At 74.4% G+C, this 23,303-nt stretch carries 18 protein-coding genes and 1 riboswitch; of the genes, 15 read left to right on the plus strand and 3 right to left on the minus strand.

Annotated elements, in window-relative coordinates; genetic code table 11:
- Nucleotides 1–181: 181 nt before the first annotated feature.
- Complete coding sequence (locus ACFYP4_RS32150) at nucleotides 182–1,309, minus strand: alpha/beta hydrolase family protein (protein ID WP_388790251.1); 1,128 nt, start codon at nucleotides 1,307–1,309, stop codon at nucleotides 182–184.
- Between the two features lie 725 nt (nucleotides 1,310–2,034).
- Nucleotides 2,035–2,766, minus strand: a complete 732-nt coding sequence (locus ACFYP4_RS32155; RefSeq protein ID WP_388790254.1) for a class II aldolase/adducin family protein — start codon at nucleotides 2,764–2,766, stop codon at nucleotides 2,035–2,037.
- Between the two features lie 288 nt (nucleotides 2,767–3,054).
- On the opposite strand from ACFYP4_RS32155, the gene ACFYP4_RS32160 reads away from it, so the two are divergent.
- The 9 genes from ACFYP4_RS32160 (at nucleotide 3,055) to cobI (ending at nucleotide 15,882) form a co-directional block, all read left to right on the plus strand.
- Nucleotides 3,055–4,308, plus strand: coding sequence for an inorganic phosphate transporter (locus tag ACFYP4_RS32160; protein ID WP_358855082.1), 1,254 nt, complete (start codon nucleotides 3,055–3,057; stop codon nucleotides 4,306–4,308).
- Between the two features lie 12 nt (nucleotides 4,309–4,320).
- Nucleotides 4,321–4,542 carry a hypothetical protein gene (locus ACFYP4_RS32165; RefSeq protein WP_358855081.1) on the plus strand — a complete coding sequence of 74 codons (222 nt, stop codon included), beginning with the start codon at nucleotides 4,321–4,323 and terminating at the stop codon, nucleotides 4,540–4,542.
- A gap of 138 nt (nucleotides 4,543–4,680) precedes the next feature.
- Nucleotides 4,681–4,824: riboswitch (cobalamin riboswitch) on the plus strand.
- Nucleotides 4,825–4,932: 108 nt separating this feature from the next.
- A complete protein-coding gene (locus tag ACFYP4_RS32170; protein WP_358855080.1) occupies nucleotides 4,933–5,886 on the plus strand; it encodes a cobalamin biosynthesis protein in 954 nt (317 codons plus the stop codon).
- Entirely contained in the window at nucleotides 5,883–7,391 is a 1,509-nt protein-coding gene (locus ACFYP4_RS32175; RefSeq protein WP_358855079.1) for a cobyric acid synthase, read from the plus strand. Before ACFYP4_RS32170 ends, ACFYP4_RS32175 begins: the two co-directional genes overlap by 4 nt.
- Entirely contained in the window at nucleotides 7,388–11,041 is a 3,654-nt protein-coding gene (gene cobN, locus ACFYP4_RS32180; protein ID WP_388790259.1) for a cobaltochelatase subunit CobN, read from the plus strand. Before ACFYP4_RS32175 ends, cobN begins: the two co-directional genes overlap by 4 nt.
- The gene (locus ACFYP4_RS32185; protein WP_388790262.1) at nucleotides 11,038–13,095 is read left to right on the plus strand and encodes a putative cobaltochelatase; all 2,058 of its coding nucleotides are present in this window, start codon (nucleotides 11,038–11,040) and stop codon (nucleotides 13,093–13,095) included. The genes cobN and ACFYP4_RS32185 overlap by 4 nt, the downstream gene beginning before the upstream one ends.
- Nucleotides 13,095–13,694 (plus strand): cob(I)yrinic acid a,c-diamide adenosyltransferase, encoded by a 600-nt coding sequence (gene cobO / locus ACFYP4_RS32190; RefSeq protein WP_358855076.1) that lies wholly within the window; start codon nucleotides 13,095–13,097, stop codon nucleotides 13,692–13,694. The genes ACFYP4_RS32185 and cobO overlap by 1 nt, the downstream gene beginning before the upstream one ends.
- Nucleotides 13,688–15,154, plus strand: coding sequence for a cobyrinate a,c-diamide synthase (locus tag ACFYP4_RS32195; RefSeq protein WP_388790265.1), 1,467 nt, complete (start codon nucleotides 13,688–13,690; stop codon nucleotides 15,152–15,154). Before cobO ends, ACFYP4_RS32195 begins: the two co-directional genes overlap by 7 nt.
- Nucleotides 15,151–15,882 carry a precorrin-2 C(20)-methyltransferase gene (gene cobI, locus ACFYP4_RS32200; protein WP_388790268.1) on the plus strand — a complete coding sequence of 244 codons (732 nt, stop codon included), beginning with the start codon at nucleotides 15,151–15,153 and terminating at the stop codon, nucleotides 15,880–15,882. Before ACFYP4_RS32195 ends, cobI begins: the two co-directional genes overlap by 4 nt.
- Before the next feature lie 38 nt (nucleotides 15,883–15,920).
- Here cobI and ACFYP4_RS32205 read toward each other — a convergent pair whose 3' ends face one another.
- A complete protein-coding gene (locus tag ACFYP4_RS32205; RefSeq protein WP_388790271.1) occupies nucleotides 15,921–16,649 on the minus strand; it encodes a ZIP family metal transporter in 729 nt (242 codons plus the stop codon).
- A 116-nt stretch (nucleotides 16,650–16,765) separates the two neighbouring features.
- Between ACFYP4_RS32205 and cobM the strand changes: the two genes are divergently transcribed.
- The 6 genes from cobM to cobC are packed head-to-tail and all read left to right on the plus strand — an operon-like array spanning nucleotide 16,766 to nucleotide 23,224.
- Nucleotides 16,766–17,584, plus strand: coding sequence for a precorrin-4 C(11)-methyltransferase (gene cobM / locus ACFYP4_RS32210; RefSeq protein WP_388790274.1), 819 nt, complete (start codon nucleotides 16,766–16,768; stop codon nucleotides 17,582–17,584).
- Entirely contained in the window at nucleotides 17,581–18,840 is a 1,260-nt protein-coding gene (gene cbiE, locus ACFYP4_RS32215) for a precorrin-6y C5,15-methyltransferase (decarboxylating) subunit CbiE (protein WP_388790277.1), read from the plus strand. Before cobM ends, cbiE begins: the two co-directional genes overlap by 4 nt.
- Complete coding sequence (gene cobJ, locus ACFYP4_RS32220) at nucleotides 18,837–20,537, plus strand: precorrin-3B C(17)-methyltransferase (protein WP_388790280.1); 1,701 nt, start codon at nucleotides 18,837–18,839, stop codon at nucleotides 20,535–20,537. The genes cbiE and cobJ overlap by 4 nt, the downstream gene beginning before the upstream one ends.
- Nucleotides 20,534–21,190: a precorrin-8X methylmutase gene (locus tag ACFYP4_RS32225; RefSeq protein WP_388790284.1), complete on the plus strand. Its 657-nt coding sequence runs from the start codon at nucleotides 20,534–20,536 to the stop codon at nucleotides 21,188–21,190. The genes cobJ and ACFYP4_RS32225 overlap by 4 nt, the downstream gene beginning before the upstream one ends.
- Entirely contained in the window at nucleotides 21,187–22,122 is a 936-nt protein-coding gene (locus tag ACFYP4_RS32230; RefSeq protein WP_358855068.1) for a sirohydrochlorin chelatase, read from the plus strand. Before ACFYP4_RS32225 ends, ACFYP4_RS32230 begins: the two co-directional genes overlap by 4 nt.
- Nucleotides 22,112–23,224 carry an Rv2231c family pyridoxal phosphate-dependent protein CobC gene (gene cobC / locus ACFYP4_RS32235; protein WP_388790289.1) on the plus strand — a complete coding sequence of 371 codons (1,113 nt, stop codon included), beginning with the start codon at nucleotides 22,112–22,114 and terminating at the stop codon, nucleotides 23,222–23,224. Before ACFYP4_RS32230 ends, cobC begins: the two co-directional genes overlap by 11 nt.
- The last annotated feature ends 79 nt before the right edge of the window (nucleotides 23,225–23,303 follow it).

Here is a 23,303-nt window from a genome sequence, read left to right on the forward strand (position 1 = left end):
GCGAGCAGGCTCTCGCGCGAGGCGGAAACGGAAGGGATGGGGTGTCGGGGGTGAGTGTTCTCGGCCACCGGGGTGTCCCGTCATGCGGCGTCATGCCCCGTCACGCCGACGCGCACTGACGTGACGGGACACCCCTGGGCCGGGCCGGGAAGACGTTAAAGCTCTCCGGCTTCCGGGGGCTTCACATCAGCGGGGTCAGGAAGCGGCGGAGTGCTTCCTCGTACTCGGCCGGGTCGGCGTTCCACATGGCGCCGTGCGGAGCGTTCCGTACGGTGTGCAGGGTGACCAGGTCCGGGCGGCTCCTGGCGAAGCGGCGCGAGGTGCTCCAGGGGGCGATCACGTCGTCCGGGCCGTGCAGCAGCAGGACCGGGACGGTGAGCCGCGCGGGGTCCGCGACCTCGCGGGTGCGGTCGCCGTGCAGGCTCGTGCGCCCCTGCGCGGCGCGGACCGCGAGGGGCAGGAGTGCGGCGGGCGTGCGGCGGGCCGAGGCGAGGGCGCGCAGCGTCGCCTCCCAGCTCAGCACGGGCGAGTCCAGCACCAGTCCGGAGATGCGGTCGCGCAGCGCGGAGTGCGCCGCGGCGTGCAGCGCCATCGTGGCTCCGGTGGACCAGCCGTACAGGATGACGTGCTCGGCCCCTTGCTCCACGACGAAGCGGATGGCCGCGTCCAGGTCGCGCCACTCGGTCTCGCCGAGGTGGTTCAGCCCGTCCTGCGGGCGGGGCGCGCCGAGGTCGCCGCGGTAGGCGAGGTCCAGGACCGGGATATACCTGCGCTGCAGGAACGGCATGACGTTCATCGGGTGTTCGCGGGTCGTGCCGAGGCCGTGCACGGTGATCACCCAGGTGTCGCGGGCGCCGGGCACGAACCAGGCGGGCAGCGGGCCCGGCTCGCCGGGGATGTCGACGTCGACGTGCTCCAGGCCGAGGGCGGCGCTCGGGTCGCCCACGTGGAGGTTCGGGGTCAGCCACACCTTGTCGCCGGGTTTCAGGGTGCCGTGGGTGACGCGCTCCAGTCGGCGTACGACGGTGTCGGCGGGGTGCGGGGCGGTGTCCAGGACGGGGCCGACGACGGCGTGGGAGCCGTCGCCGCCCAGCCCGTACGTGCCCGGGCGGAGCGAGGCCAGGTCGCGGGTCAGCGCGATCTGGCCCGCGGCCGTGGAGTGCACGGTGAGGCGGGGTTCGGAGGGCAGGGGCCGGCCCGGTGGTGCCTTCAGCGCGGCATCGCTGGCGAACCGGCCGGCGGCGACGGATGCCGCGCCGGCGGCAAGGGCAACGGTGACGGCGGCGGCCGTCGCTCTGACAGTGCGCACCGGTCCAGTCTCCCGGGGGAGCCCGCTCTCGGCCAGCGGGCGGGGGCTCGGCGTTTCCCGCCGGCCCCGGGAGCCGCGTTCCGCCCGCCGGGGCCGGGGGCTCTGTCCCGGCCTGGGGCCGGGCCGGTGGGGCGTCCCGCCCCCGCGGCGCCCACCGGGGGGGCCTCCGGGGGCGGAGGGTGATTGTGGCACCGCCGAGTAGGTCCGCCTCGGCCGAGCGCCGCGGCGGGAGGAACACCTCGCCCCGGCGGGGCTCCCCGGGGGCGGGGGTGGCTCGGCACCGCCGGATGCGTCCGCTTCGGGCGAGCGCCGTCGCGGCGGGAGAATTCCTACCCCTGCCTCGGTAGAGCGGTAACGACCGCCGGGGCGGGGGTGGCTCGGCACCGCCGGGTGCGTCCGCCTCGGGCGAGCGCCGTCGCGGCGGGAGAATTCCTACCCCTGCCTCGGTAGAGCGGTAACGCCCGCCGGGGCGGGGGTGGCTCGGCGCCGCCGGGTGCGTCCGCTTCGGGCGAGCGCCGTCGCGGCGGGAGAATTCCTACCCCTGCCTCGGTAGAGCGGTAACGCCCGCCGGGGCGGAGGCGGGTCGGCACCGCCGGGTGCGTCCGCCTCGGGCGAGCGCCGTCGCGGCGGGAGAATTCCTACCCCTGCCCCGGTAGAGCGGTAACGACCGCCGGGGCGGGGGTGGCTCGGCGCCGCCGGGTGCGTTCGACGGCGGGCCTCGCCGGTTACTCCGGCTGGCCGTAGTGGGACAGGTGGGCGGTCGCCTCCGCGGCCTGCGCGGGGGTCAGGAGGGTGGGGGTGAGGCCGGGGACGGACGAGGCCGTCAGCCAGACGCGGCACATCCACTCCAGCTGGGCGGTGCGGTCGTAGGCCTGGGCGAGCGTGGCGCCGTGGGCGATCGTGCCGTGGTTCTGCAGGAGGCAGGCGGAGCGGTCGACGAGGGCCCGGAGCATGTTCTCGGCCAGCCGCTCGGTGCCGTACGTGGCGTACGGGGCGACCCGCACCTGTCCGCCGAGCGTGCCGGACACGTAGTGGATCAGCGGCAGCTCGCGGACGAGCGTCGAGACGGCCGTCGCGTGGACGGCATGCGTGTGCACGACGGCACGCGCGTCGGTGGTGCGGTAGACCGCGAGGTGCATGGGCAGCTCGCTCGTCGGCCGCAGCGACCCGCGCACCTGGCGCCCGTCCAGGTCGACTCCGACGAGGTCGGCGGGTGTCAGCCGCTCGTACGGCACCCCCGTGGGCGTGACCAGCACGGTGTCCCCGACGCGGACCGAGACGTTGCCCGACGTGCCGACGACCAGCCCGTCGGCGACGGTACGGCGGGCCGTCGCCACGAGTTCGCGCCAGGCCTCCGCCAGCCGCTCCTCGGGGTCCGGCGCCTGCCGCTCCCCCGCGTCGCGGGGCCCCGACCGTCCGGACCGGTCGTCCCGTGCGTCCCACCTCTGCTCAGCCATGGCGCGATCCTCCCAGGGCGGGTGTCCCGTCCGGCGGCGAGGACGAGCGTCGCCGCGGTCCGAGTGACCAGAATCTCCTCGGCGGGTCCCCGCGCGGGCTGCGCCACCTCGCGCGGGGCCAGGAGCCCGGGATTCCGCCTGCCGCGGGACGCCTCGGGTGCCAATTCCACACAAGCGGAGGGACGCCACGCCGATCGGGACACCGCTTTGCCCGCCCCAGTTCATCTTCCGTTCACCCAGGTTGCCTACGTTCCCATTGCCACTGACGTCCAACAGAAGCCTGGGTAAATGGAACACATCACGCTTCTCCTCGGGATCGTGATCGTCACCGCTCTCGTGTTCGATTTCACGAACGGTTTCCACGACACTGCCAACGCGATGGCGACGACCATCTCGACCGGCGCTCTGAAGCCCAAGACGGCGGTGGCGATGTCCGCCGCGCTGAACCTCGTCGGCGCCTTCCTCTCCGTGGAGGTCGCCAAGACCATCTCCGGCGGCATCATCAACGAGGAGGGCATCCGTACGGAGGTCATCTTCGCGGCTCTCGTCGGCGCCATCCTGTGGAATCTGCTGACCTGGCTCCTGGGTCTGCCCTCCAGCTCCTCCCACGCACTCTTCGGCGGCCTCATCGGCGCCGCGGTGATGTCGGCCGGCTGGTCGTCGGTGAACGGCTCGACCGTCGTCACCAAGGTGCTCATCCCCGCGGTCGCCGCACCGGTCGTCGCCGGACTCGCCGCGATGCTGGCCACGCGCCTGACGTACCGGATCGGGCGGCGCGCCGACGAGAAGGCGACCGCCAAGGGGTACCGCGCGGGCCAGATCGCCTCCGCGGGCCTGGTCTCGCTGGCCCACGGCACGAACGACGCGCAGAAGACCATGGGCATCATCACCCTCGCCCTGGTCACCGGCGGTGTCCTCGCGCCGGGCTCCAACCCTCCCACCTGGGTCATCGTGTCGGCCGGCATGGCCATCGCGCTCGGTACCTACCTGGGCGGCTGGCGCATCATCCGCACCATGGGCAAGGGCCTCACCGACCTCGCGCCGCCGCAGGGCTTCGCCGCCCAGACCAGCGCCGCCACGGTCATCCTCGCCTCCTCGCACCTGGGCTTCTCGCTCTCCACCACGCAGTCCTGCTCCGGCGCCGTCATGGGCTCGGGCCTCGGCCGCAAGGGCGGGGTCGTCCGCTGGTCGACCGCGAGCCGCATGTTCATCGCGTGGGGCCTGACCCTGCCGGCCGCCGGACTCGTCGGCGCCGGTGCCGAGTTCCTCACCCAGCAGGGCACCTGGGGCATCGTCACCACGGGCGCGCTGCTCGTGGCCGGCGCCGGAGTCATCTGGACGCTCTCGCGCCGCCAGCCGGTCACCATGGCCAACGTCAACGACGGTCAGGACGAGCCCGCGGGCGTCGTGACCGCCGCGATCGCCGCGGTCACCCCGCCGCCGGCCGGCCCGGTCGCCACGGCCGACCTCGGCCTGACGGCCACCATCCCGGCCCCGGACGCCGGCGCCCCCACCGAGCCCACCCGCCCGGCCACGGTCTAAGGAACGAACAGCATGAACATCGACTGGGCAGCCCTCGGCTCCGTCTTCGGAGCCAGCCTCGTGGTCACCGTGGCCCTCGTCGGCCTCTTCACCCTCGGCATCGTCGGCCTCTCCAAGCGCGAGTCCGGGGCCACCCGGGGCGGTTCCGCCGCCCTCGCGGTGACCGGCGCGTACGCCTGCTTCGCCGCGTGCGCGGCGGCCGTGGCGTACGGCATCTACCTGATCGTCGCCTGACGACCGGGCCGATACCCGACAAAAACCGAACAACACGGCATCACTTCACGTGGGGTGCGGGACGGAACACCGTCCCGCACCCCACCTGCGTGTGGGGCTTCGCACACTCTCCCTTCGCAGGTCAACAGCAAGTTGACGGCTGTTCTGACCCCGTGGTGGACTGCCGGAGCCAACTACGGCGGCAGGAGAGGAAGCCGGTGCGAATCCGGCGCGGTCCCGCCACTGTCACCGGGGAAGAACGCCCCCGGGAGCCAGGAACTCTCACCGCCGGTCTCTTCGAACCAGGGCGCGGACACCCTGAGTGAGGACATATCGCCATGCGCGGCTGCCCGTTGCGGGTCCTGACGACGAGTACGAGGGTGCTGCCGCACCCCACGGCGGGCTGAGCCCGTGCGTGCCGATCGCGTCTTCGCGTACGGCGCCACCGCCGGCCTCCTCGGCGACCTGCTCCTCGGCGACCCCCGCCGCGGGCACCCGGTCGCCGCGTTCGGGCGGGCCGCGGGCGCCGTGGAACGGGTGCTGTGGCGCGACCACCGCGGATGGGGCGCGCTGCACACCGCGGTCTGCGCCGGCGGCGCCACCGTTCTCGCGGCCTTCGCGAGCCGCCGTGTGCGCACCTCCCCCGCCGCCTCCGTCGCGCTGACCGCCGCCGCCACCTGGGCCGTCGTCGGGGGCACCTCCCTCGGCCGGGAGGCCAGGACCGTCGGCGGCGCGCTGGCCGCCGGGGACGTCGACGCCGCCCGCGAGCGGCTGCCCCACCTGTGCGGGCGGGATCCGCAGGCGCTGGACGCCGACGGGATCGCCCGGGCCGTGGTCGAGTCCGTCGCGGAGAACACCTCCGACGCCGTCGTGGGTGCCCTGGTCTGGGGCGCCGTCGGCGGTGTGCCCGGGCTCGTCGCCTTCCGGGCCGTGAACACGCTGGACGCGATGGTCGGGCACAGGTCCGCCAGGTACCGCCGCTACGGGTGGGCCTCCGCGCGGCTCGACGACGTCGCCGGCTGGCCGGGGGCCCGGCTGACCGCCGTACTCGCGGCCGTCGCGGGCGGCGATCCGCGCGCTGCCGTACGCGCCTGGCGTGCCGACGCCGCCAGGCACCCCAGCCCCAACGCCGGTCCCGTGGAGGCCTCCTTCGCGGGAGCCCTGGGCGTACGGCTGGGCGGGACCCTCTCGTACGGGGGACGGGTCGAGCACCGGCCCGTGCTGAACGGCGACGGGCGGGCCGTGGCCGTCCACGACATCGAGCGGGCCGTACGGCTGTCCCGGCGGGTGAGCCGGCTCGCGCTGGGCGTGTGCGTCGCCGGGCGGCTGCTCGCGCAGGGACTCACGAAGGGGCGTACCCGATGAGCGGCGGACTGCTGATCGCCGGCACCACCTCCGACGCCGGCAAGAGCGTCGTGACCGCCGGGATCTGCCGGTGGCTGGTGCGCCAAGGCGTGAAGGTGGCGCCCTTCAAGGCGCAGAACATGTCCCTCAACTCGTTCGTCACGCGCGAGGGGGCGGAGATCGGGCGGGCGCAGGCCATGCAGGCACAGGCCGCCCGTGTGGAGCCGACCGCGCTGATGAACCCGGTGCTGCTCAAGCCGGGGAGCGACCGCAGCAGCCAGGTCGTGCTCATGGGGAAGCCGGTGGGCGAGATGAGTGCGCGCGGCTACCACGGGGGCCGCCAGGAGGCACTGCTCGGGACCGTGCTGGACTGCCTGGCCCAATTGCGGGGCACGTATGACGCGGTGATCTGTGAAGGGGCAGGCAGTCCTGCCGAGATCAACCTGCGCCGTACCGACATCGTGAACATGGGCATCGCCCGGAACGCGCGGCTGCCCGTCCTCGTGGTCGGGGACATCGACCGCGGGGGCGTGTTCGCCTCCTTCTTCGGGACGGTGGCCCTGCTGTCGCCCGAGGACCAGGAACTCGTCGCAGGCTTCCTGGTCAACAAGTTCCGCGGGGACGTCTCCCTGCTGGAGCCGGGGCTCGACATGCTGCGCGGTCTCACCGGCCGGCCCTCGTACGGCGTCCTGCCTTTCCGGCACGGACTCGGCATCGACGAGGAGGACGGACTGAGGGTTTCGCTGCGCGGGACCGTTCGGGAGTCCGTCGTGGCGCCGCCCGTCGGCGAGGACGTGCTGCGGGTCGCGGTCTGCGCGGTCCCGCTGATGTCCAACTTCACGGACGTCGACGCCCTCGCCGCGGAACCGGGCGTCGTGGTGCGGTTCGTGGACCGGGCGGAGGAACTGGCCGACGCCGACCTCGTCGTCGTACCGGGCACCCGGGGGACGGTGCGGGCCCTTCAGTGGCTGCGGGAGCGCGGCCTCGCGGACGCGATCGCCCGGCGGGCCGCCGAGGGGCGTCCGGTGCTCGGGATCTGCGGCGGCTTCCAGGCCCTCGGCGAGCACATCGAGGACGACGTCGAGTCGCGGGCGGGGCACGTCGACGGGCTCGGACTGCTGCCCGTGCGCGTGCGGTTCGCGCGGGAGAAGACCCTTACGCGGCCCGTGGGCGAGGCGCTCGGCGAGCACGTCGAGGGCTACGAGATCCACCACGGGGTCGCCGAGGTCACCGGCGGCGAACCCTTCCTGGACGGCTGCCGGGTCGGCGCCGTCTGGGGCACGCACTGGCACGGCTCGCTGGAGTCGGACGGGTTCCGGCGCGCCTTCCTGCGGGAGGTGGCGGCCGCCGCGGGCCGCCGCTTCGTGCCGGCCGCCGGCACGTCGTTCGCCACGCTGCGCGAGGAGCAACTGGACCTGCTCGGCGATCTGATCGAGGAACACGCGGACACGGACGCGCTGTGGCGGCTCATCGAGTCGGGCGCTCCGACAGGACTGCCTTTCATCCCACCAGGAGCACCCGCATGAGCACAGTGTTGTTGTTGTCGACCGCCGACACGGATCTGCTGGCGGCCCGGGCCTCCGGCGCCGCGTACCGGATCGGCAACCCGAACCGCGTCGACGTCGCCGGGGAACTGCCCGCGCTCGTCGCGGGCGCGGACGTCGCCGTCGTACGCCTGCTGGGCGGCAAGCGGGCCTGGGAGGACGGGCTCGCCGCGCTCAGGGCGTCGGGCGTGCCGACCGTGCTGCTCGGCGGGGAGGCGGTCCCCGACGCGGAGTTGATGGCGGAGTCGTCCGTGCCCGCCGGTGTCGTGGCGGAGGCGCTGCGCTACCTCGTCGAGGGCGGCCCGGAGAACCTGGCGGAACTCGCGCGGTTCCTCTCCGACACCGTGCTGCTCACCGGCAAGGGCTTCGAGGAGCCGAGGAAGACGGCCGAGTTCGGTGTGCACGGCGAGCGGGACCTGGCCGAGGGCCGCCCGACCGTCGGCGTGCTCTTCTACCGGGCCCACGAGCTGTCCGGCAACACGGCCTTCGTCGACACACTGTGCGACGCCATCGAGGCACGCGGCGCCAACGCCCTCCCGGTGTTCTGCGGTTCGCTGCGCGACGCGGACCCCGGGCTGTACGAGATCCTGGGGAAGGCCGACGCCCTGGTCGCCACCGTGCTCGCGGCGGGCGGCACGCACGCCTCCGAGGCCTCGGCCGGCGGGGACGAGGAGGCCTGGGACATCGGGGCGCTCGCCGACCTCGACATCCCCGTCCTGCAAGGGCTCTGCCTCACCTCCTCGCACGCCGCCTGGGACGAGTCGGACGCGGCTCTCTCCCCCATGGACGCGGCGATGCAGGTCGCGATCCCGGAGTTCGACGGGCGCCTCATCACCGTGCCGTTCTCCTTCAAGGAGCAGGGCCCCGACGACGTCCCGGTGTACGTCGCCGACCCCGAGCGGGCCGCGCGGGTCGCCGGGATCGCCGTGCGCCACGCCCTGCTGAAGCACAAGCCGAACGCGGAGAAGAAGCTCGCGCTGGTCTTCACCGCCTACCCGACCAAGCACTCCCGGGTCGGCAACGCGGTCGGGCTCGACACCCCCGCCTCCGCCGTCCGTGTCCTCGACGCGCTGCGGGACGCGGGGTACGCCCTGACGGAATACCCGGACAACGGCGACGAGTTGATCCACCGGCTCATCGCGGCCGGCGGCCACGACGTCGAGTGGCTCACCGAGGAACAGCTGGCGTCCGCGCCCGCACGGGTGCCGCTCGCCGACTACCGGGCGTGGTTCGACACGCTCGATCCGGGGCTGCGCGACGGCATGCTGGAGGCGTGGGGCGAGCCGCCCGGCTCGCTGTACGTCGACGGCGACGACATCGTGCTGGCCTGCCTGCAGTTCGGGAACGTCGTCGTGATGATCCAGCCGCCGCGCGGCTTCGGCGAGAACCCGATCGCGATCTACCACGACCCCGACATGCCGCCGTCGCACCACTACATGGCGGCCTACCGCTGGCTGGAGAACTCGTTCGGCGCCGACGCGGTCGTGCACATGGGCAAGCACGGCACGATGGAGTGGCTGCCCGGCAAGGGGCTCGGGCTCAGCGGCGGCTGCGCCCCCGACGCCGTACTCGGCGAACTCCCCCTGGTCTACCCGTTCATCGTCAACGACCCCGGCGAGGGCACCCAGGCCAAGCGCCGCGGGCACGCCACGGTCGTCGACCACCTGGTGCCGCCGATGGCGCGTGCCGACACCTACGGCGACCTCGCCAAGCTGGAGCAGCTCCTCGACGAGTACGCCCTGGTGTCGGACCTGGACCCGACCAAGGCGCCCGCGGTGCGCGCGCAGATCTGGACGCTGGTCAAGGCGGCCGAGCTGCACCACGACCTGCACGTCGACGAACAGCCGGACGACGAGACGTTCGACGAGTTCGTGATGCACATCGACGGCTATCTGTGCGAGATCAAGGACGTGCAGATCCGCGACGGGCTGCACGTCCTCGGCGGCGGGCCTCAGGACGAGGCGCGGGTCAACCTCGTGCTGGCCGTGCTCCGCGCCTCGCAGGTGTGGGGCGGCCAGGCCAACGCCCTGCCGGGTCTGCGGGCGTCCCTCGCGGACCATTTCGGACTGTCGGAGAAGGAGCTGCTGGCCGAGCCGGGTGCGCCGGTGAAGGTGCCGGCGGAGCTCACGGACCTCGTCCAGGGGCCCGCGCGGACCGGCGCCGACGCCGTCGACCTGCTGGAGCAGCTGTGCCGCCGGATCGCCGAGGGCATGGAGGAACGCGGCTGGGAGACGTCCGGGAGCGCCGCTCTCGTGCGCGAGGTCCTCGGCGCCGACCTGCCCGAGGCGGTCGCGGTGGTGGAGTTCGCCTGCCGCGAGGTGGTGCCGCGACTGGCCCGTACGACGGACGAGATCACGCACATCCTCAAGGCGCTGCGCGGCGGTTACGTCCCGGCGGGCCCGTCGGGCTCGCCGACCCGCGGCCTGGTGAACGTCCTGCCGACCGGCCGCAACTTCTACTCCGTCGACCCCAAGGCGATCCCGTCCCGGCTGTCCTGGGAGGTCGGGCAGGCGCTCGCCGACTCGCTCGTGGCGCGCTACCTCCAGGACAACGGCGAGTACCCGACGTCCGTCGGCCTCACCGTCTGGGGCACGTCGGCGATGCGCACGCAGGGCGACGACATCGCGGAGATCCTCGCGCTGCTCGGCTGCCGTCCGGTGTGGGACGACGCGTCGCGCCGCGTGACCGGCTTCGAGATCGTGCCGTTGGCCGAGCTGGGCCGGCCGCGCATCGACGTCACCGTCCGCATCTCCGGCTTCTTCCGGGACGCGTTCCCGCACGTGATCGCTCTCCTCGACGACGCGGTGCGGGCGGTGGCCGAGCTGGACGAGCCCGCGGACGCCAACTACGTGCGCAGGCACGCCGACGAGGACACCGCCGAGCACGGCGACCGGCGGCGCGCCACGGCCCGTGTCTTCGGCTCGAAGCCGGGGGCGTACGGCGCCGGGCTGCTGCCGCTCATCGACGCGCGCAACTGGCGCTCGGACGCGGACCTCGCCGAGGTGTACGCGGTGTGGGGCGGTTACGCGTACGGGCGCGGGCTCGACGGGCGGGCGGCGCGCGGCGACATGGAGACCGCGTTCCGGCGGATCGCCGTGGCCGCGAAGAACGTCGACACCCGCGAGCACGACCTCGTGGACGCCGACGACTACTTCCAGTACCACGGCGGGATGGTCGCCATGGTGCGCCATCTGACGGGCACCAGCCCCGAGGCGTACGTCGGCGACTCGGCCACTCCGGACCAGGTGAAGACCCGCACCCTCGGCGAGGAGACGCACCGCGTGTTCCGGGCGCGGGTGGTCAACCCGCGCTGGATGGCGGCGATGCGGCGGCACGGCTACAAGGGCGCCTTCGAGATGGCGGCGACCGTCGACTACCTCTTCGGGTACGACGCGACGGCCGGCGTGGTCGACGACTGGATGTACGAGAAGCTCAGCGCGGAGTACGTCTTCGACGCGGAGAACCGGGACTTCATGAAGAAGTCCAACCCGTGGGCGCTGCGCGGGATCACGGAGCGGCTGCTCGAAGCGGCCGAGCGCGGCCTGTGGGCGGAACCGGACGCGCAGACGCTGGAGCGGCTGCGCGCCACCTATCTGGAGCTCGAAGGCGATCTGGAGGGCGACGACCAGTGAGTACCCCGTTCCCGTTCACGGCCCTCGTCGGTCAGGACGACCTGCGGCTCGCGCTGCTGCTGAACGCCGTCTCCCCGGCGGTCGGCGGCGTGCTGGTGCGCGGCGAGAAGGGCACCGCCAAGTCGACCGCGGTCCGGGCTCTTTCGGCGCTGATGCCGAAGGTGGACGTCGTCGCCGGGTGCCGCTTCTCGTGTGCGCCGGGCACGCCCGACCCGGCGTGCCCGGACGGGCCGCACGAGGTGGGGCCGGGGGTGTCCCGGCCGGCCCGCATGGTCGAGCTGCCCGTCGGTGCCTCCGAGGACCGGCTGGTGGGCGCGCTGGACATCGAACGCGCCCTGTCCGAGGGCGTGAAGGCCTTCGAACCCGGCCTGCTGGCGGACGCGCACCGCGGGATCCTGTACGTCGACGAGGTCAACCTGCTGCACGACCACCTGGTCGACCTGCTGCTGGACGCGGCGGCGATGGGTGCCTCGTACGTGGAGCGCGAGGGCGTCTCGGTGCGGCACGCCGCCCGTTTCCTGCTCGTCGGCACCATGAACCCCGAAGAGGGCGAGCTTCGGCCGCAGTTGCTTGACCGCTTCGGGCTGACCGTGGAGGTCGCGGCCTCCCGGGAGCCCGACCAGCGGGTGGAGGTCGTGCGCAGGCGGCTCGCGTACGACGACGACCCGGACGGGTTCGCGGCGCGGTGGGCGGACGAGGAGTCGGCGGTACGGGCCCGGATCGTGGCCGCCCGAGACCTGCTGCCGTCCGTGCGGCTCGGGGACGGCGCGCTGCGGCAGATCGCGGCGACCTGCGCGGCCTTCGAGGTCGACGGGATGCGGGCCGACATCGTGATGGCGCGGACGGCGACCGCGCTGGCCGCGTGGGCCGGCCGGACCGAGGTACTGGCGGAGGACGTGCGGCAGGCGGCCCTGCTGGCGCTGCCGCACCGGCGCCGGCGCAATCCGTTCGACGCGCCCGGGCTCGACGAGGACAAGCTCGACGAGACGCTGGAGGAGTTCGGCGGGCAGGACGGCACGGACGGTGACGACGACCCGGACCCGGACGGGCCCGGTGGCGGCGGGCAGCCCCCCCAGGGCGGTCCCGAGGGCGGTCCCGGGGACGGTCCGCAGGAGGGCCCGCAGGACGCGGCCGACGGCACGGAACCGGGCGGTGACGAGGCCGCGCGGCCCCAGGCGGGCGAGAGCGGGCAGCCGGGGCCGTCCGGTGCCGGTGAGCAGCAGCCCGTACGGGCCGGGGAACCGTTCCGCACCAAGGCGCTGAGCGTGCCGGGGCTGGGCGAGGGCGCCGCCGGGCGGCGGTCCCGGGCGCGGACCGAGCACGGCAGGACCACCGGGTCGCGACGGCCGCGCGGGACGCTCACCAAGCTGCACCTGGCGGCGACCGTGCAGGCGGCGGCGCCGCACCAGCGGGCGCGCGGCCGGTCGGGGCGCGGTCTGGTGATACGGCGGGACGATCTGCGCCAGGCCACCCGGGAGGGGCGCGAGGGCAACCTCGTCCTGTTCGTCGTGGACGCCTCGGGGTCGATGGCGGCGCGGCAGCGGATGAGCGCCGTGAAGGGTGCGGTGCTGTCGCTGCTGCTCGACGCCTACCAGCGCCGGGACAAGGTGGGGCTCGTGACGTTCCGCGGGTCGGCCGCCGACGTGGCGCTGCCGCCCACCTCCTCGGTGGACGCGGCGGCGGCGCGGCTGGAGTCGCTGCCCACGGGCGGGCGGACACCACTGGCGGCGGGCCTGCTCCGGGCGCACGACGTGCTGCGGGTCGAGCGGCTGCGGGACGCGGCACGGCGGCCCCTGGTCGTCGTGGTCACGGACGGCCGGGCGACCGGCGGCCCGGAACCGGTGGCGCTCGCGGGCCGCGCGGCCCGGCTGTTCGCGGCCGACTCCGTCGCCTCGGTGGTCGTCGACTGCGAGACGGGGCCGGTGCGGCTCGGTCTCGCGAGGCAGCTCGCGGCGGAACTGGAGGGCACCGCGGTGACGCTGGACGAACTGCGGGCCGACTCGATCGCCGGCCTGGTCCGGGACGTGCAGGGAAGCAACAGGAGGGCCGCGTAATGCCGCAGGGACAGCCGAGCGCCGTACCGGACGACGGGCTGACGACACGTCAGCGGCGCAACCGTCCGCTGGTCGTGGTGCACACCGGGATCGGCAAGGGAAAGTCCACCGCCGCCTTCGGGCTCGCGCTGCGCGCCTGGAACCAGGGCTGGCCTATCGGGGTGTTCCAGTTCGTCAAGTCGGCGAAGTGGAAGGTCGGCGAGGAGAACGCGCTGCGGGTGCTCGGCGCCAGCGGCGAGGGCGGCACGGTCGACTGGCACAAGATGGGCGAGGGCTGGTCCTGGGTCCAGCGCGACGCGCAGCTGGACAACGAGGAGAAGGCCCGCGAGGGCTGGGAGCAGGTCAAGCGGGACCTGGCCGCCGAGACCTACCGGCTGTACGTCCTCGACGAGTTCGCCTACCCCATGCACTGGGGGTGGATCGACACCGACGAGGTCGTGTCCGTGCTGCGGGACCGGCCGGGGACGCAGCACGTCGTGATCACCGGGCGCAACGCTCCGGAGAAGCTGGTGGACTTCGCCGACCTGGTGACCGACATGTCCAAGGTCAAGCATCCGATGGACACCGGGCAGAAGGGCCAGAGGGGCATCGAGTGGTGACGAGCGTCCCCCGGCTGGTCGTCGCCGCGCCCGCCTCGGGCAGCGGCAAGACCACCGTGGCCACGGGGCTGATGGCGGCCTTCGCCTCGCGGGGGCTCGCCGTGTCCCCGCACAAGGTGGGGCCGGACTACATCGACCCCGGGTACCACGCGCTCGCCACCGGGCGGGTGGGGCGCAACCTCGACGCGTACCTGTGCGGCGCCGAGCTGGTCGCGCCGCTCTTCGCGCACGGCGCGCGCGGGTGCGATCTCGCCGTCGTCGAGGGCGTGATGGGCCTGTACGACGGGGCGGCGGGGCAGGGCGAGCTGGCGTCCACCGCGCATGTCGCGAAGCTGCTGCGGGCGCCGGTGGTCCTGGTCGTCGACGCGTCGTCGCAGTCGCGGTCGGTGGCCGCGCTGGTGCACGGCTTCGCCTCCTGGGATCCCGAGGTGCGGGTGGCCGGGGTGATCCTCAACAAGGTGGGGTCCGACCGGCACGAGACGCTGCTGCGCGAGGCGCTCGACGCGTCCGGGGTGCCCGTGCTCGGGGTGCTGCGGCGGGCGCCGCAGGTGGACACGCCGTCCCGGCATCTGGGGCTCGTGCCGGTCGCCGAGCGGCGGGACGGGGCGGTGGAGGCGGTCGCCGCGATGGCCTCGCAGGTGTGCCGGGGGTGTGACCTGGAGGCTCTGCTCGCGCTGGCGCGCAGTGCGCCCGCGTTGTCCGGTGCGGCCTGGGAGGCGGGCGAGGCACTGGCTTCCTGCGCCCCGGCGTCCCGTGCCGTCCCGCTGCCGGGGGCCGGGGCCCCCGGATCCCCGCTGCCACCTGGACGGCCGCGTCCTGAAGCGCCGGACGGGCCGGAACGTTCCCGGCCGGGGCCGAGGACAACGGTCGCCGTCGCCGGGGGGCCCGCCTTCACCTTCTCCTATGCCGAGCATGCCGAGTTGCTCACCGCGGCGGGGGCCGAGGTCGTCACCTTCGACCCGTTGCGGGACGAACGGCTGCCCGAGGGCACCGGCGGGTTGGTGATCGGGGGCGGCTTCCCCGAGGTGTACGCGCCCGAGCTGTCCGCCAACGAGCCGCTGCGCGAGGCCGTCGCGGAGCTGGCGCTCGGCGGGGCGCCGGTCGCCGCGGAGTGCGCGGGGCTGCTGTACCTGTCCCGGGAGCTGGACGGGCAGCCCATGTGCGGGGTGCTGGACGCCTCGGCCCGGATGGACGAGCGGCTCACCCTCGGCTACCGGGACGCCGTCGCCGTGTCCGACAGTGTGCTCGCCGAGGCGGGGACCCGGATGCGCGGGCACGAGTTCCACCGGACCGTCGTCGAACCGGGCGCCGGGGCGGCTCCCGCCTGGGGTGTGCGCGCCCCGGCACGGCGGGTCGAAGGTTTCGTACAGCAAGGTGTGCACGCGAGTTACCTGCACACGCACTGGGCGTCCACGCCCGGTGTCGCCCGTCGGTTCGTGGAGAGGTGCCTGACGTCATGAGCAGCAAGCTGATCGGGGTCGGGGTCGGCCCCGGCGACCCGGAACTGGTGACCGTCAAGGGCGTCAACGCGCTGCGGGCGGCGGAGGTCGTCGTCGTGCCCGTGCTGGACACGGGCGAGCGGGGGCGCGCCGAGGCGACGGTGCTGCACTACGTGCCCGAGGAGAAGGTCGTACGGGTCGTGTTCGCGCTCAACGAGCGGACCGACCGGGGGCGGCGCGAGGCGGCCTGGGACGCCGCGGGCGGGCGGGTCGCGGGGCTGCTGGAGCAGCACGGCACCGTCGCCTTCGCCACCATCGGCGACCCCAACGTGTACTCGACCTTCACCTATCTCGCCCAGACCATCGCCGAGGCACTGCCCGGCACGGTGATCGAGACCGTGCCCGGCATCACCGCCATGCAGGACCTCGCCGCCCGTTCGGGTGCCGTCCTCACCGAGGGCACCGAACCGCTGACCCTCGTCCCGGTGACCGCGGGCGCCGCCGTCCTCAAGGACGCGCTGCACGGGCCGGGCACGGTCGTGGCGTACAAGTTCGGACGGCAGGCGCAGGAGGTCGCGGCGGCGCTGCGCGAGACCGGACGCCTCGACGACGCCGTGTGGGGGTCCGCCCTCGGGCTGCCGGAGGAGTCCGTGCGGCCGGCCGCCGAACTCGACGGCGGGGCGCTGCCCTACCTCTCCACGCTGATCGCGCCTCCCCGGCGCGACGGCGGGCGGGGCGGGAAGCTGTGAGGCGCCGGGACCGGCACCCGCCGGCCCGCCGCGCGCCGTCAGCTCGCGATGCCCACCACGAGCCAGATGAACGCCGCGCCCGCCACCGTGCACAGCAGGGTGGAGCGGGCCGGGTGCTCGTGGTGCGCCTCGGGCAGGATCTCCGCGGCGGCGAGGTAGAGCAGCACGCCGCCGAAGAGACCGAGGTAGCAGCCGAGCGCTTGCTCCGGGATGCTGACGAAGAGCGTCGAGGCGGCGCCGGCGACCGGGGCCACCGCGTCCGCGACGAGCATGGCGATCGCCTTGCGGCGGTCGTTCCCGTACAGGCTCGTGATCGTGTAGGTGTTGAAGCCGTCCGCGAAGTCGTGGGCGATCACGGCCAGTGCCACCGCGAGGCCCATCCCGCCGCCGACCTGGAACGCGGCGCCGATCGCCACGCCGTCCATGGCGCTGTGCCCGACCATCGCGGCCGCCGCCGTCAGACCCACCTCGGGCGTCCGGGAGTCGTGCTCCGCGCCGCCGTGGGCGACCCGGCGGGTGGCGAGCAGCCGTTCCCCCAGATGGGCGAGCAGGAAGCCGGCCACGAACAGCAGCAGGGCGGCCGGTACGCCGAAGATCTCCTCACCCGCCGCCTCCAGCGCCTCGGGGAGCAGATCCAGGCCGACCACGCCCAGCATCAGGCCGCCGGCCAGGCCCAGCACCAGGTGACGACGGTCGGTCACACGCTGTGCCGTCCAGCCGCCGGCCAGCGTCATCAGGAACGCGCCGAGCGCGACGAAGACCGCCATACGCCCTTGCTATCCGATCGACCCCCGTTCACGCACGTCCGACGGCTGCCCGCCCCCTGACTTCCGCGCCACGCGCACCCGGCAGTTCGTACATCTGTAGGAGAGGACCGATTCCCATGGCCGATGCCCCCACCGGCAAGGTGACCTTCGTCGGTGCCGGCCCCGGCGCCGCCGACCTGTTGACGTTCCGCGCCGCGCGCGCCATCGCGGACGCGGACATCGTGATCTGGGCGGCCAGCCTGGTGCAGGCGGAGGTCCTCGACCACGCGCACGAGGGCGCCGAGATCCTGGACTCGGCGACGATGTCCCTGGAGGACGTCGTCGCCGTGTACGAGCGGGCCGCCGCGGAGGGGCTGAAGGTGGCCCGTATCCACTCCGGCGACCCCGCGCTGTGGGGCGGCACGCAGGAGCAGGTCGACCGGTGCGCCGAACTGGGCGTCGAGACGGAGATCGTCCCCGGTGTCTCGTCCTTCTCCGCCGTCGCCGCGCTCGCCCAGCGGGAGCTGACGATCCCCGAGGTCGCGCAGTCCGTGATCCTCACCCGGCTCGGCGGAGGCAAGACGCCGATGCCGCCCGGGGAGGATGTGCGGGAGTTCGCGAAGCACGGCACGACGATGGCGCTGTTCCTGTCGGCCGCCCGCAGCGGGCAGCTGGTCAGGGAACTCCTGGAGGGCGGCTATCCCACCTCGACGCCGGTCGTGGTCGCCTACCAGGCGACCTGGCCGGAGGAGCTGGTGGTGAAGTGCACGATCGGCACCCTGGAGGAGACCGTCAAGGAGCACAAGCTCTGGAAGCACACCCTCTTCCTGGTCGGACCGGCACTCGACGCGAGCGGCACCCGCTCGCACCTGTACCACCCCGGCCACTTCCACGGTTTCCGCAAGGCCGACCCCGAGGCCCGCAAGGCGCTGCGCGCACGAGGTGCGACGACGTGATCACCGTCGTCGGTACGGGGACGGGGGCGCCCCTCTCCACGGACGCCGAGGCCGTCCTCGCGGGGGCGGGGCTCGTCGTCGGCGGCCTACGGCATCTGGCGGCCGGCCCGCTGCCGGACACGGCGGAGCGGATCGTGCTCGGGCCGCTGGCGCCCGCCCTGGACGCGATCGAGCGGCACCTGGACGAGCACGGCGACGAACGGCCGGTCGTGGTGCTCGCCTCCGGAGACCCCGGGTTCTTCGGGATCGTGCGGGCGCTGGCCGAACGGTTCGGATCCGGGAACCTGACGGTCTCCCCCGGCGTGTCCTCCGTCGCCGCCGCCTTCGCCCGGCTCGGCCTGACCTGGGACGACGCGGTCGTGGTGAGCGCCCACGGGCGTGACCTGCGCACCGCCGTCAACGTCTGCCGCGCGCACCCCAAGGTGGCCGTGCTGACCGGGCCCGGCGCCGGGCCCGCCGAGCTTGGCGCCGCGCTGGCCTACCGCTCAGGCGAGCGGGTCCTCGTCGTGGCGAGCCGCCTCGGCGACGTGGGGCACGAGCGGGTGGAGCGGGTCACGCCCGCCGAGGCGGCGGCCCGCGACTGGGGCACGGCGGTGAGTGTCGTCGTGTGCCTGGACACCTCGTACGCCCCGGCACCCGCCCGTACGGTGGCGGGGCCGCCCCCCGGACCCGGCCGATGGGCCCTGGCCGAGAGCGAGTTCACGCATCGCGACTCGATGATCACCAAGTTCGAGGTGCGGGCGCTGGCGCTGGCCCGGCTCGGCCCGCAACTCGGCGACCTCGTCTGGGACGTGGGATCCGGTTCCGGTTCCGTGGCGGTCGAGTGCGCGCGGTTCGGTGCCGCCGTCACCGCGATAGAGAAGACGCGGGACGGGGTGGAACGCATCCGCGCCAACGCGGCGGCGCACGGCGTGGACGTGCAGGTCGTGCACGGCGCCGCGCCCACGGTGCTGTCCGACCTGGACGATCCGGACGCCGTCTTCGTCGGCGGCGGGGGACGCGAGCTGCCCGGCATCGTCACGGCGTGCGCGCGCCGGGCCCGGCGGGCGGTCGTGGTCGCCATGGCCGCGCTCGACCGGGTGCCCGCGGTCCGTGACGCGCTCACCGCCGCCGGGTTCGACTGCGACGGCGTGCTGTTGCAGTCCTCCCGGCTGGCGCCGCTGCCGGGCGACGTCACCCGGCTCGCCGCGACCAATCCCGTTTTCCTGCTGTGGGGCGTCCGGCCTCCGGCCCGTACCGAAGGAGTCCCTCAGTGATCGGCCTGATTTCCGCGACGGCGGCGGGCGCGGCCGCCCGTGACCGGCTGGCCGCGGCCTGGCCCGGGCGCACCCGGGTGTACGACGGGTCCGGCGGCTCCGTCGGGGACGCCGTGCGGCTGGCCTTCGCCGAGTGCGACCGGCTGGTGTGCTTCCTGGCCACGGGCGCGGTGGTGCGGCTCGTCGCGCCGCTGCTGGGTGACAAGACGTCCGACCCGGGGATCGTGTGCGTCGACGAGGCCGGACGGTTCGCCGTGTCCCTGGTCGGTGGCCACGCCGGCGGCGCGAACGAACTCGCGCGGGAGGTCGGCGCGGTACTGGGTGCCGAACCGGTGGTGACCACCGCGACGGACGCGGTCGGCATGCCTGGTCTCGACATGCTCGGGTTCCCCGTGGAGGGGGATGTCGCGGCGGTGTCGCGGGCGCTGCTCGACGGGGAGCCCGTCGCGCTGGACGCGGAGCTGGCCTGGCCCCTTCCGCCGCTGCCCGTGGGGACGCACGGCGCGTACCGGATCCGCGTCACCGACCGGGCCGTCGGGCACGCCGAGCACGAGGTGCTGCTGCGGCCGCCCTCCCTCGTCGTCGGCGTCGGGGCCTCCAGGGGTGCCCCCGTGGACGAGGTGCTCGCCCTGGTCGAGGACGCGCTGCGGGACGCCGGACTGTCCGTGCGGTCCGTCGCCGAGCTCGCCACCGTCGACGCCAAGGCCGACGAGCCCGGTATTGTCGGGGCCGCCGAACGGCTCGGGGTGCCCGTGGTGACGTACCCGGCCGAGGAGCTGTCGGCGGTCGAGGTGCCGAACCCCTCGGACGCGCCCCTCGCCGCGGTCGGCACGCCGTCCGTGGCGGAGGCCGCCGCGCTGGCCCGCGGGGGTGAACTCCTCGTCCCCAAGCGGAAGTCGGTACGGCCGGACGGGCAGCCCGCGATGGCGACCTGTGCCGTCGTACGGCGGGCGGCGCGCGGCCGGCTGGCGGTGGTCGGGCTCGGTCCTGGAGCCCGCGACCTGCTCACCCCGCGGGCAGCGGAGGAACTGCGGCGCGCCGCCGTGCTCGTCGGACTCGACCAGTACGTCGACCAGATCCGTGACCTGCTGCGCCCCGGCACCCGGATCCTGGAGTCCGGGCTCGGCGCCGAGGAGGAGCGGGCCCGCACCGCGGTCGCCGAGGCCCGCCGCGGGCAGGCCGTCGCGCTGATCGGCAGCGGGGACGCCGGCGTGTACGCGATGGCGTCACCCGCGCTGGCCGAGGCCTCCGACGACATCGACGTGGTCGGGGTGCCCGGCGTGACCGCCGCGCTCGCGGCCGGAGCGATCCTGGGCGCGCCCCTCGGGCACGACCACGTGTCGATCAGCCTGTCCGACCTGCACACGCCGTGGGAGGTCATCGAGCGGCGGGTGCGCGCCGCCGCCGAGGCCGACCTCGTCGTGACCTTCTACAACCCGCGCAGCCGGGGCCGCGACTGGCAGCTGCCGAAGGCCCTCGCGATCCTCGCGGAGCACCGGGAGCCGTCGACGCCGGTCGGAGTCGTACGGAACGCCTCGCGCCCGGACGGCAGCAGCCGTCTCACCACGCTGTCGGAACTCGACCCGGCCGTGGTGGACATGATGACCGTGGTGACCGTGGGCAACACGGCGACGCGTGAGATCGCCGGGCGGATGGTCACGCCGCGCGGCTACCGCTGGCAGGAGGAGCCCAAGTGAGGCCGAGCAACCAGGAACTGCCCGCGAGCCGGGTCGTGCACCCCATCGAGCAGGAGTCCTTCCGGCGGCTGCGGGCCCGCCTGGACACCTCCGGTTTCCCGCCGCTGACCCGGGCGGTCGTGGAACGGGTGATCCACTCGGCGGCCGACCTCGAGTACGCCGACGATCTCGTCATGGACGAGCGGGAGCTGGAGCGGGCGCACGCCGCGCTGCACTCCGGGGCGCCCGTCGTCGTGGACGTGGAGATGGTCGCGGCGGGGATTACCCGGCGCGACACCGTGTGCCGGCTGAAGGACGCCAGGTCCGGGCCCGGGCTGACCCGTTCGGCGCACGCGATCCGCCTCGCCCTCGAGGACGTCGGCCCCGGCGCGATCTGGGTCATCGGCTGTGCGCCGACCGCCCTGGAGGAGCTGCTCACGCTCCGCGCCGATCCCGCGCTCGTCATCGGTCTGCCCGTCGGTTTCGTCGGCGCGGCCGAGTCCAAGGCCGCGTTGCGCGAGAGCGGGCTGCCCGCTGTCAGCAACGTGTCCGAGAAGGGCGGTTCCGCGGTCGCCGCGGCCGCCCTGAACGCCCTGCTGTACCACCCCGTCGCAGCGGCCGCCGGGGCCGCTTCGACCGCCGAGGCCGCACCGGCCGCCAAGGAGAAATCGTGACCATTCCTGCCCCCGCCCTGCTCATCGCCGGACACGGCACCCGGGACGAGGCCGGAGCCGAGGCCTTCCGCGCCTTCGTACGGGAGCTGGGGCGCCGTCACCCCGAACTGCCCGTCGCCGGCGGGTTCATCGAGCTGTCGCCGCCCCCGCTCACCGAGGCCGTGGGCGAGCTCGTGGAGCAGGGGGTACGGCGGTTCGCCGCCGTCCCGCTGATGCTGGTGTCCGCCGGGCACGCCAAGGGCGACATCCCGGCGGCGCTGAACCGCGAGAAGGAGCGGCACCCCGGGATCTCGTACACGTACGGGCGCCCGCTGGGGCCGCACCCCGCGCTGCTGGCCGTGCTGGAGCGGCGCATCGACGAGGCACTGGGCGCCGGACCGACGCGTACGCCCCAGGACCGCGCCGACGTCACCGTGCTGCTCGTCGGGCGCGGGTCCACCGACCCGGACGCCAACGCCGAGGTGTACAAGGCGGCGCGGCTGCTGTGGGAGGGCCGGGGCTACGCCGGTGTGGAGACCGCGTTCGTGTCGCTGGCGGCGCCCGACGTGCCGTCCGGCCTCGACCGCTGCCTCAAGCTGGGCGCGCGGCGCGTCGTCGTGCTCCCGTACTTCCTCTTCACCGGGATCCTCCCGGACCGGGTGCGGCAGCAGACCGAGGGCTGGGCCGCCGCGCACCCCGAGGTGGAGGTCCGCCCCGCCGACGTGATCGGCCCCGAGCCGGAGCTGCTCGACCTGGTGATGGAGCGTTACCGGGAGGCGGTCGAGGGCGACCTCCGGATGAACTGCGACTCGTGCGTCTACCGCATCGCCCTGCCCGGTTTCGAGGACAAGGTCGGCATGGCGCAGCAGCCGCACTTCCACCCGGACGACGACGGCCACCACCATCACGGGCACCACGGAGACCCCGCGCACTCGCACTCCCATGCCCACTGAGGGCACGCCCGGTCCCGGAGCCGACACTGCCGCTGACGCCGCCGGGGGGGCCGCTCACGATCTGCGTCACCACGGTGACGCGGAGGTCCGGGACGACGGCTCCGCGCTCACCGATCTGGCCGTGAACGTCCGTGCGGACACGCCCCCGGTGTGGCTGCGCGAGCGGATCGCCGAGTCGCTGGCGGGGCTCGCCGCGTACCCGGACGGGCGGGCCGCGCGGGCCGCGGTGGCCGCCCGGCACGGGCTCCCCGTGGAGCACGTGCTGCTCACCGCCGGCGCGGCGGAGGCCTTCGTCCTGCTCGCCCGTGCGCTGAAGGTGCGTCACCCCGTGGTGGTGCACCCGCAGTTCACCGAGCCGGAGGCGGCGCTGCGGGACGCCGGGCACACCGTGGAGCGGGTGCTGCTGCGCGAGGAGGACGGTTTCCGGCTCGACCCGGCGGCCGTCCCGCGGGACGCGGATCTGGTCGTGATCGGCAACCCGACCAACCCGACGTCCGTGCTGCATCCGGCCGGGGTGATCGCCGGACTCGCCCGTCCCGGGCGGATGCTGGTCGTCGACGAGGCGTTCATGGACGCGGTGCCCGGCGAGCGCGAGGCCCTCGCCGGGCGGACGGACGTGCCCGGGCTCGTGGTGCTGCGCAGCCTCACCAAGACGTGGGGGCTGGCGGGGCTGCGCATCGGGTACGTGCTGGCCGCCCCTGAGACGGTCAGGGAACTGGAGCGGGCCCAACCGTTGTGGCCGGTCTCCACGCCCGCTCTGGCCGCGGCGCGGGCGTGTGTGTCCTCCCAGGCCCTCGCGGAGGCCGGTCACGCGGCGCACCGCATCGCCGCGGACCGGGCCCACCTGGTCGCCGGACTGCGGGAGTTCGCGTCCGACGGGCTGCGGGTGGTGGAGCCGGCGGAGGCACCTTTCGTGCTCGTGCGGCTGCCCCGGGCGGGGGCCGTGCGCCGTCACCTGCGGGACCTGGGCTTCGCCGTGCGGCGCGGCGACACCTTCCCGGGACTGGGCGAGGAGTGGCTGCGGCTCGCGGTGCGGGACCGGCCGACGGTGAATCGTTTCCTTCAGGCGCTGGACCGGGCGGTGACGCGGGCCGGCGGGTGAGGCGAGGGGTCCGCTGCGGGGGCCGTGACGCCCCGGTGCGCGAAGCGAGGTGCTCAACGAGCCCGTCGGCCCTTCGTCA

Origin of the sequence: Streptomyces sp. NPDC005551, assembly GCF_042871785.1 — a bacterium.
Lineage (GTDB): Bacteria > Actinomycetota > Actinomycetes > Streptomycetales > Streptomycetaceae > Streptomyces.

Excerpts from the sequence above, each read along its gene's own strand:
- ACFYP4_RS32205 (WP_388790271.1), bottom strand. The coding sequence starts at position 16,649 with ATGGCGGTCTTCGTCGCGCTCGGCGCGTTCCTGATGACGCTGGCCGGC.
- cobC (WP_388790289.1), top strand. The coding sequence starts at position 22,112 with ATGCCCACTGAGGGCACGCCCGGTCCCGGAGCCGACACTGCCGCTGAC.
- ACFYP4_RS32165 (WP_358855081.1), top strand. The coding sequence starts at position 4,321 with ATGAACATCGACTGGGCAGCCCTCGGCTCCGTCTTCGGAGCCAGCCTC.
- cobO (WP_358855076.1), top strand. The coding sequence starts at position 13,095 with ATGCCGCAGGGACAGCCGAGCGCCGTACCGGACGACGGGCTGACGACA.
- cobN (WP_388790259.1), top strand. The coding sequence starts at position 7,388 with ATGAGCACAGTGTTGTTGTTGTCGACCGCCGACACGGATCTGCTGGCG.
- cobM (WP_388790274.1), top strand. The coding sequence starts at position 16,766 with ATGGCCGATGCCCCCACCGGCAAGGTGACCTTCGTCGGTGCCGGCCCC.
- ACFYP4_RS32160 (WP_358855082.1), top strand. The coding sequence starts at position 3,055 with ATGGAACACATCACGCTTCTCCTCGGGATCGTGATCGTCACCGCTCTC.
- ACFYP4_RS32155 (WP_388790254.1), bottom strand. The coding sequence starts at position 2,766 with ATGGCTGAGCAGAGGTGGGACGCACGGGACGACCGGTCCGGACGGTCG.
- cobI (WP_388790268.1), top strand. The coding sequence starts at position 15,151 with ATGAGCAGCAAGCTGATCGGGGTCGGGGTCGGCCCCGGCGACCCGGAA.
- ACFYP4_RS32175 (WP_358855079.1), top strand. The coding sequence starts at position 5,883 with ATGAGCGGCGGACTGCTGATCGCCGGCACCACCTCCGACGCCGGCAAG.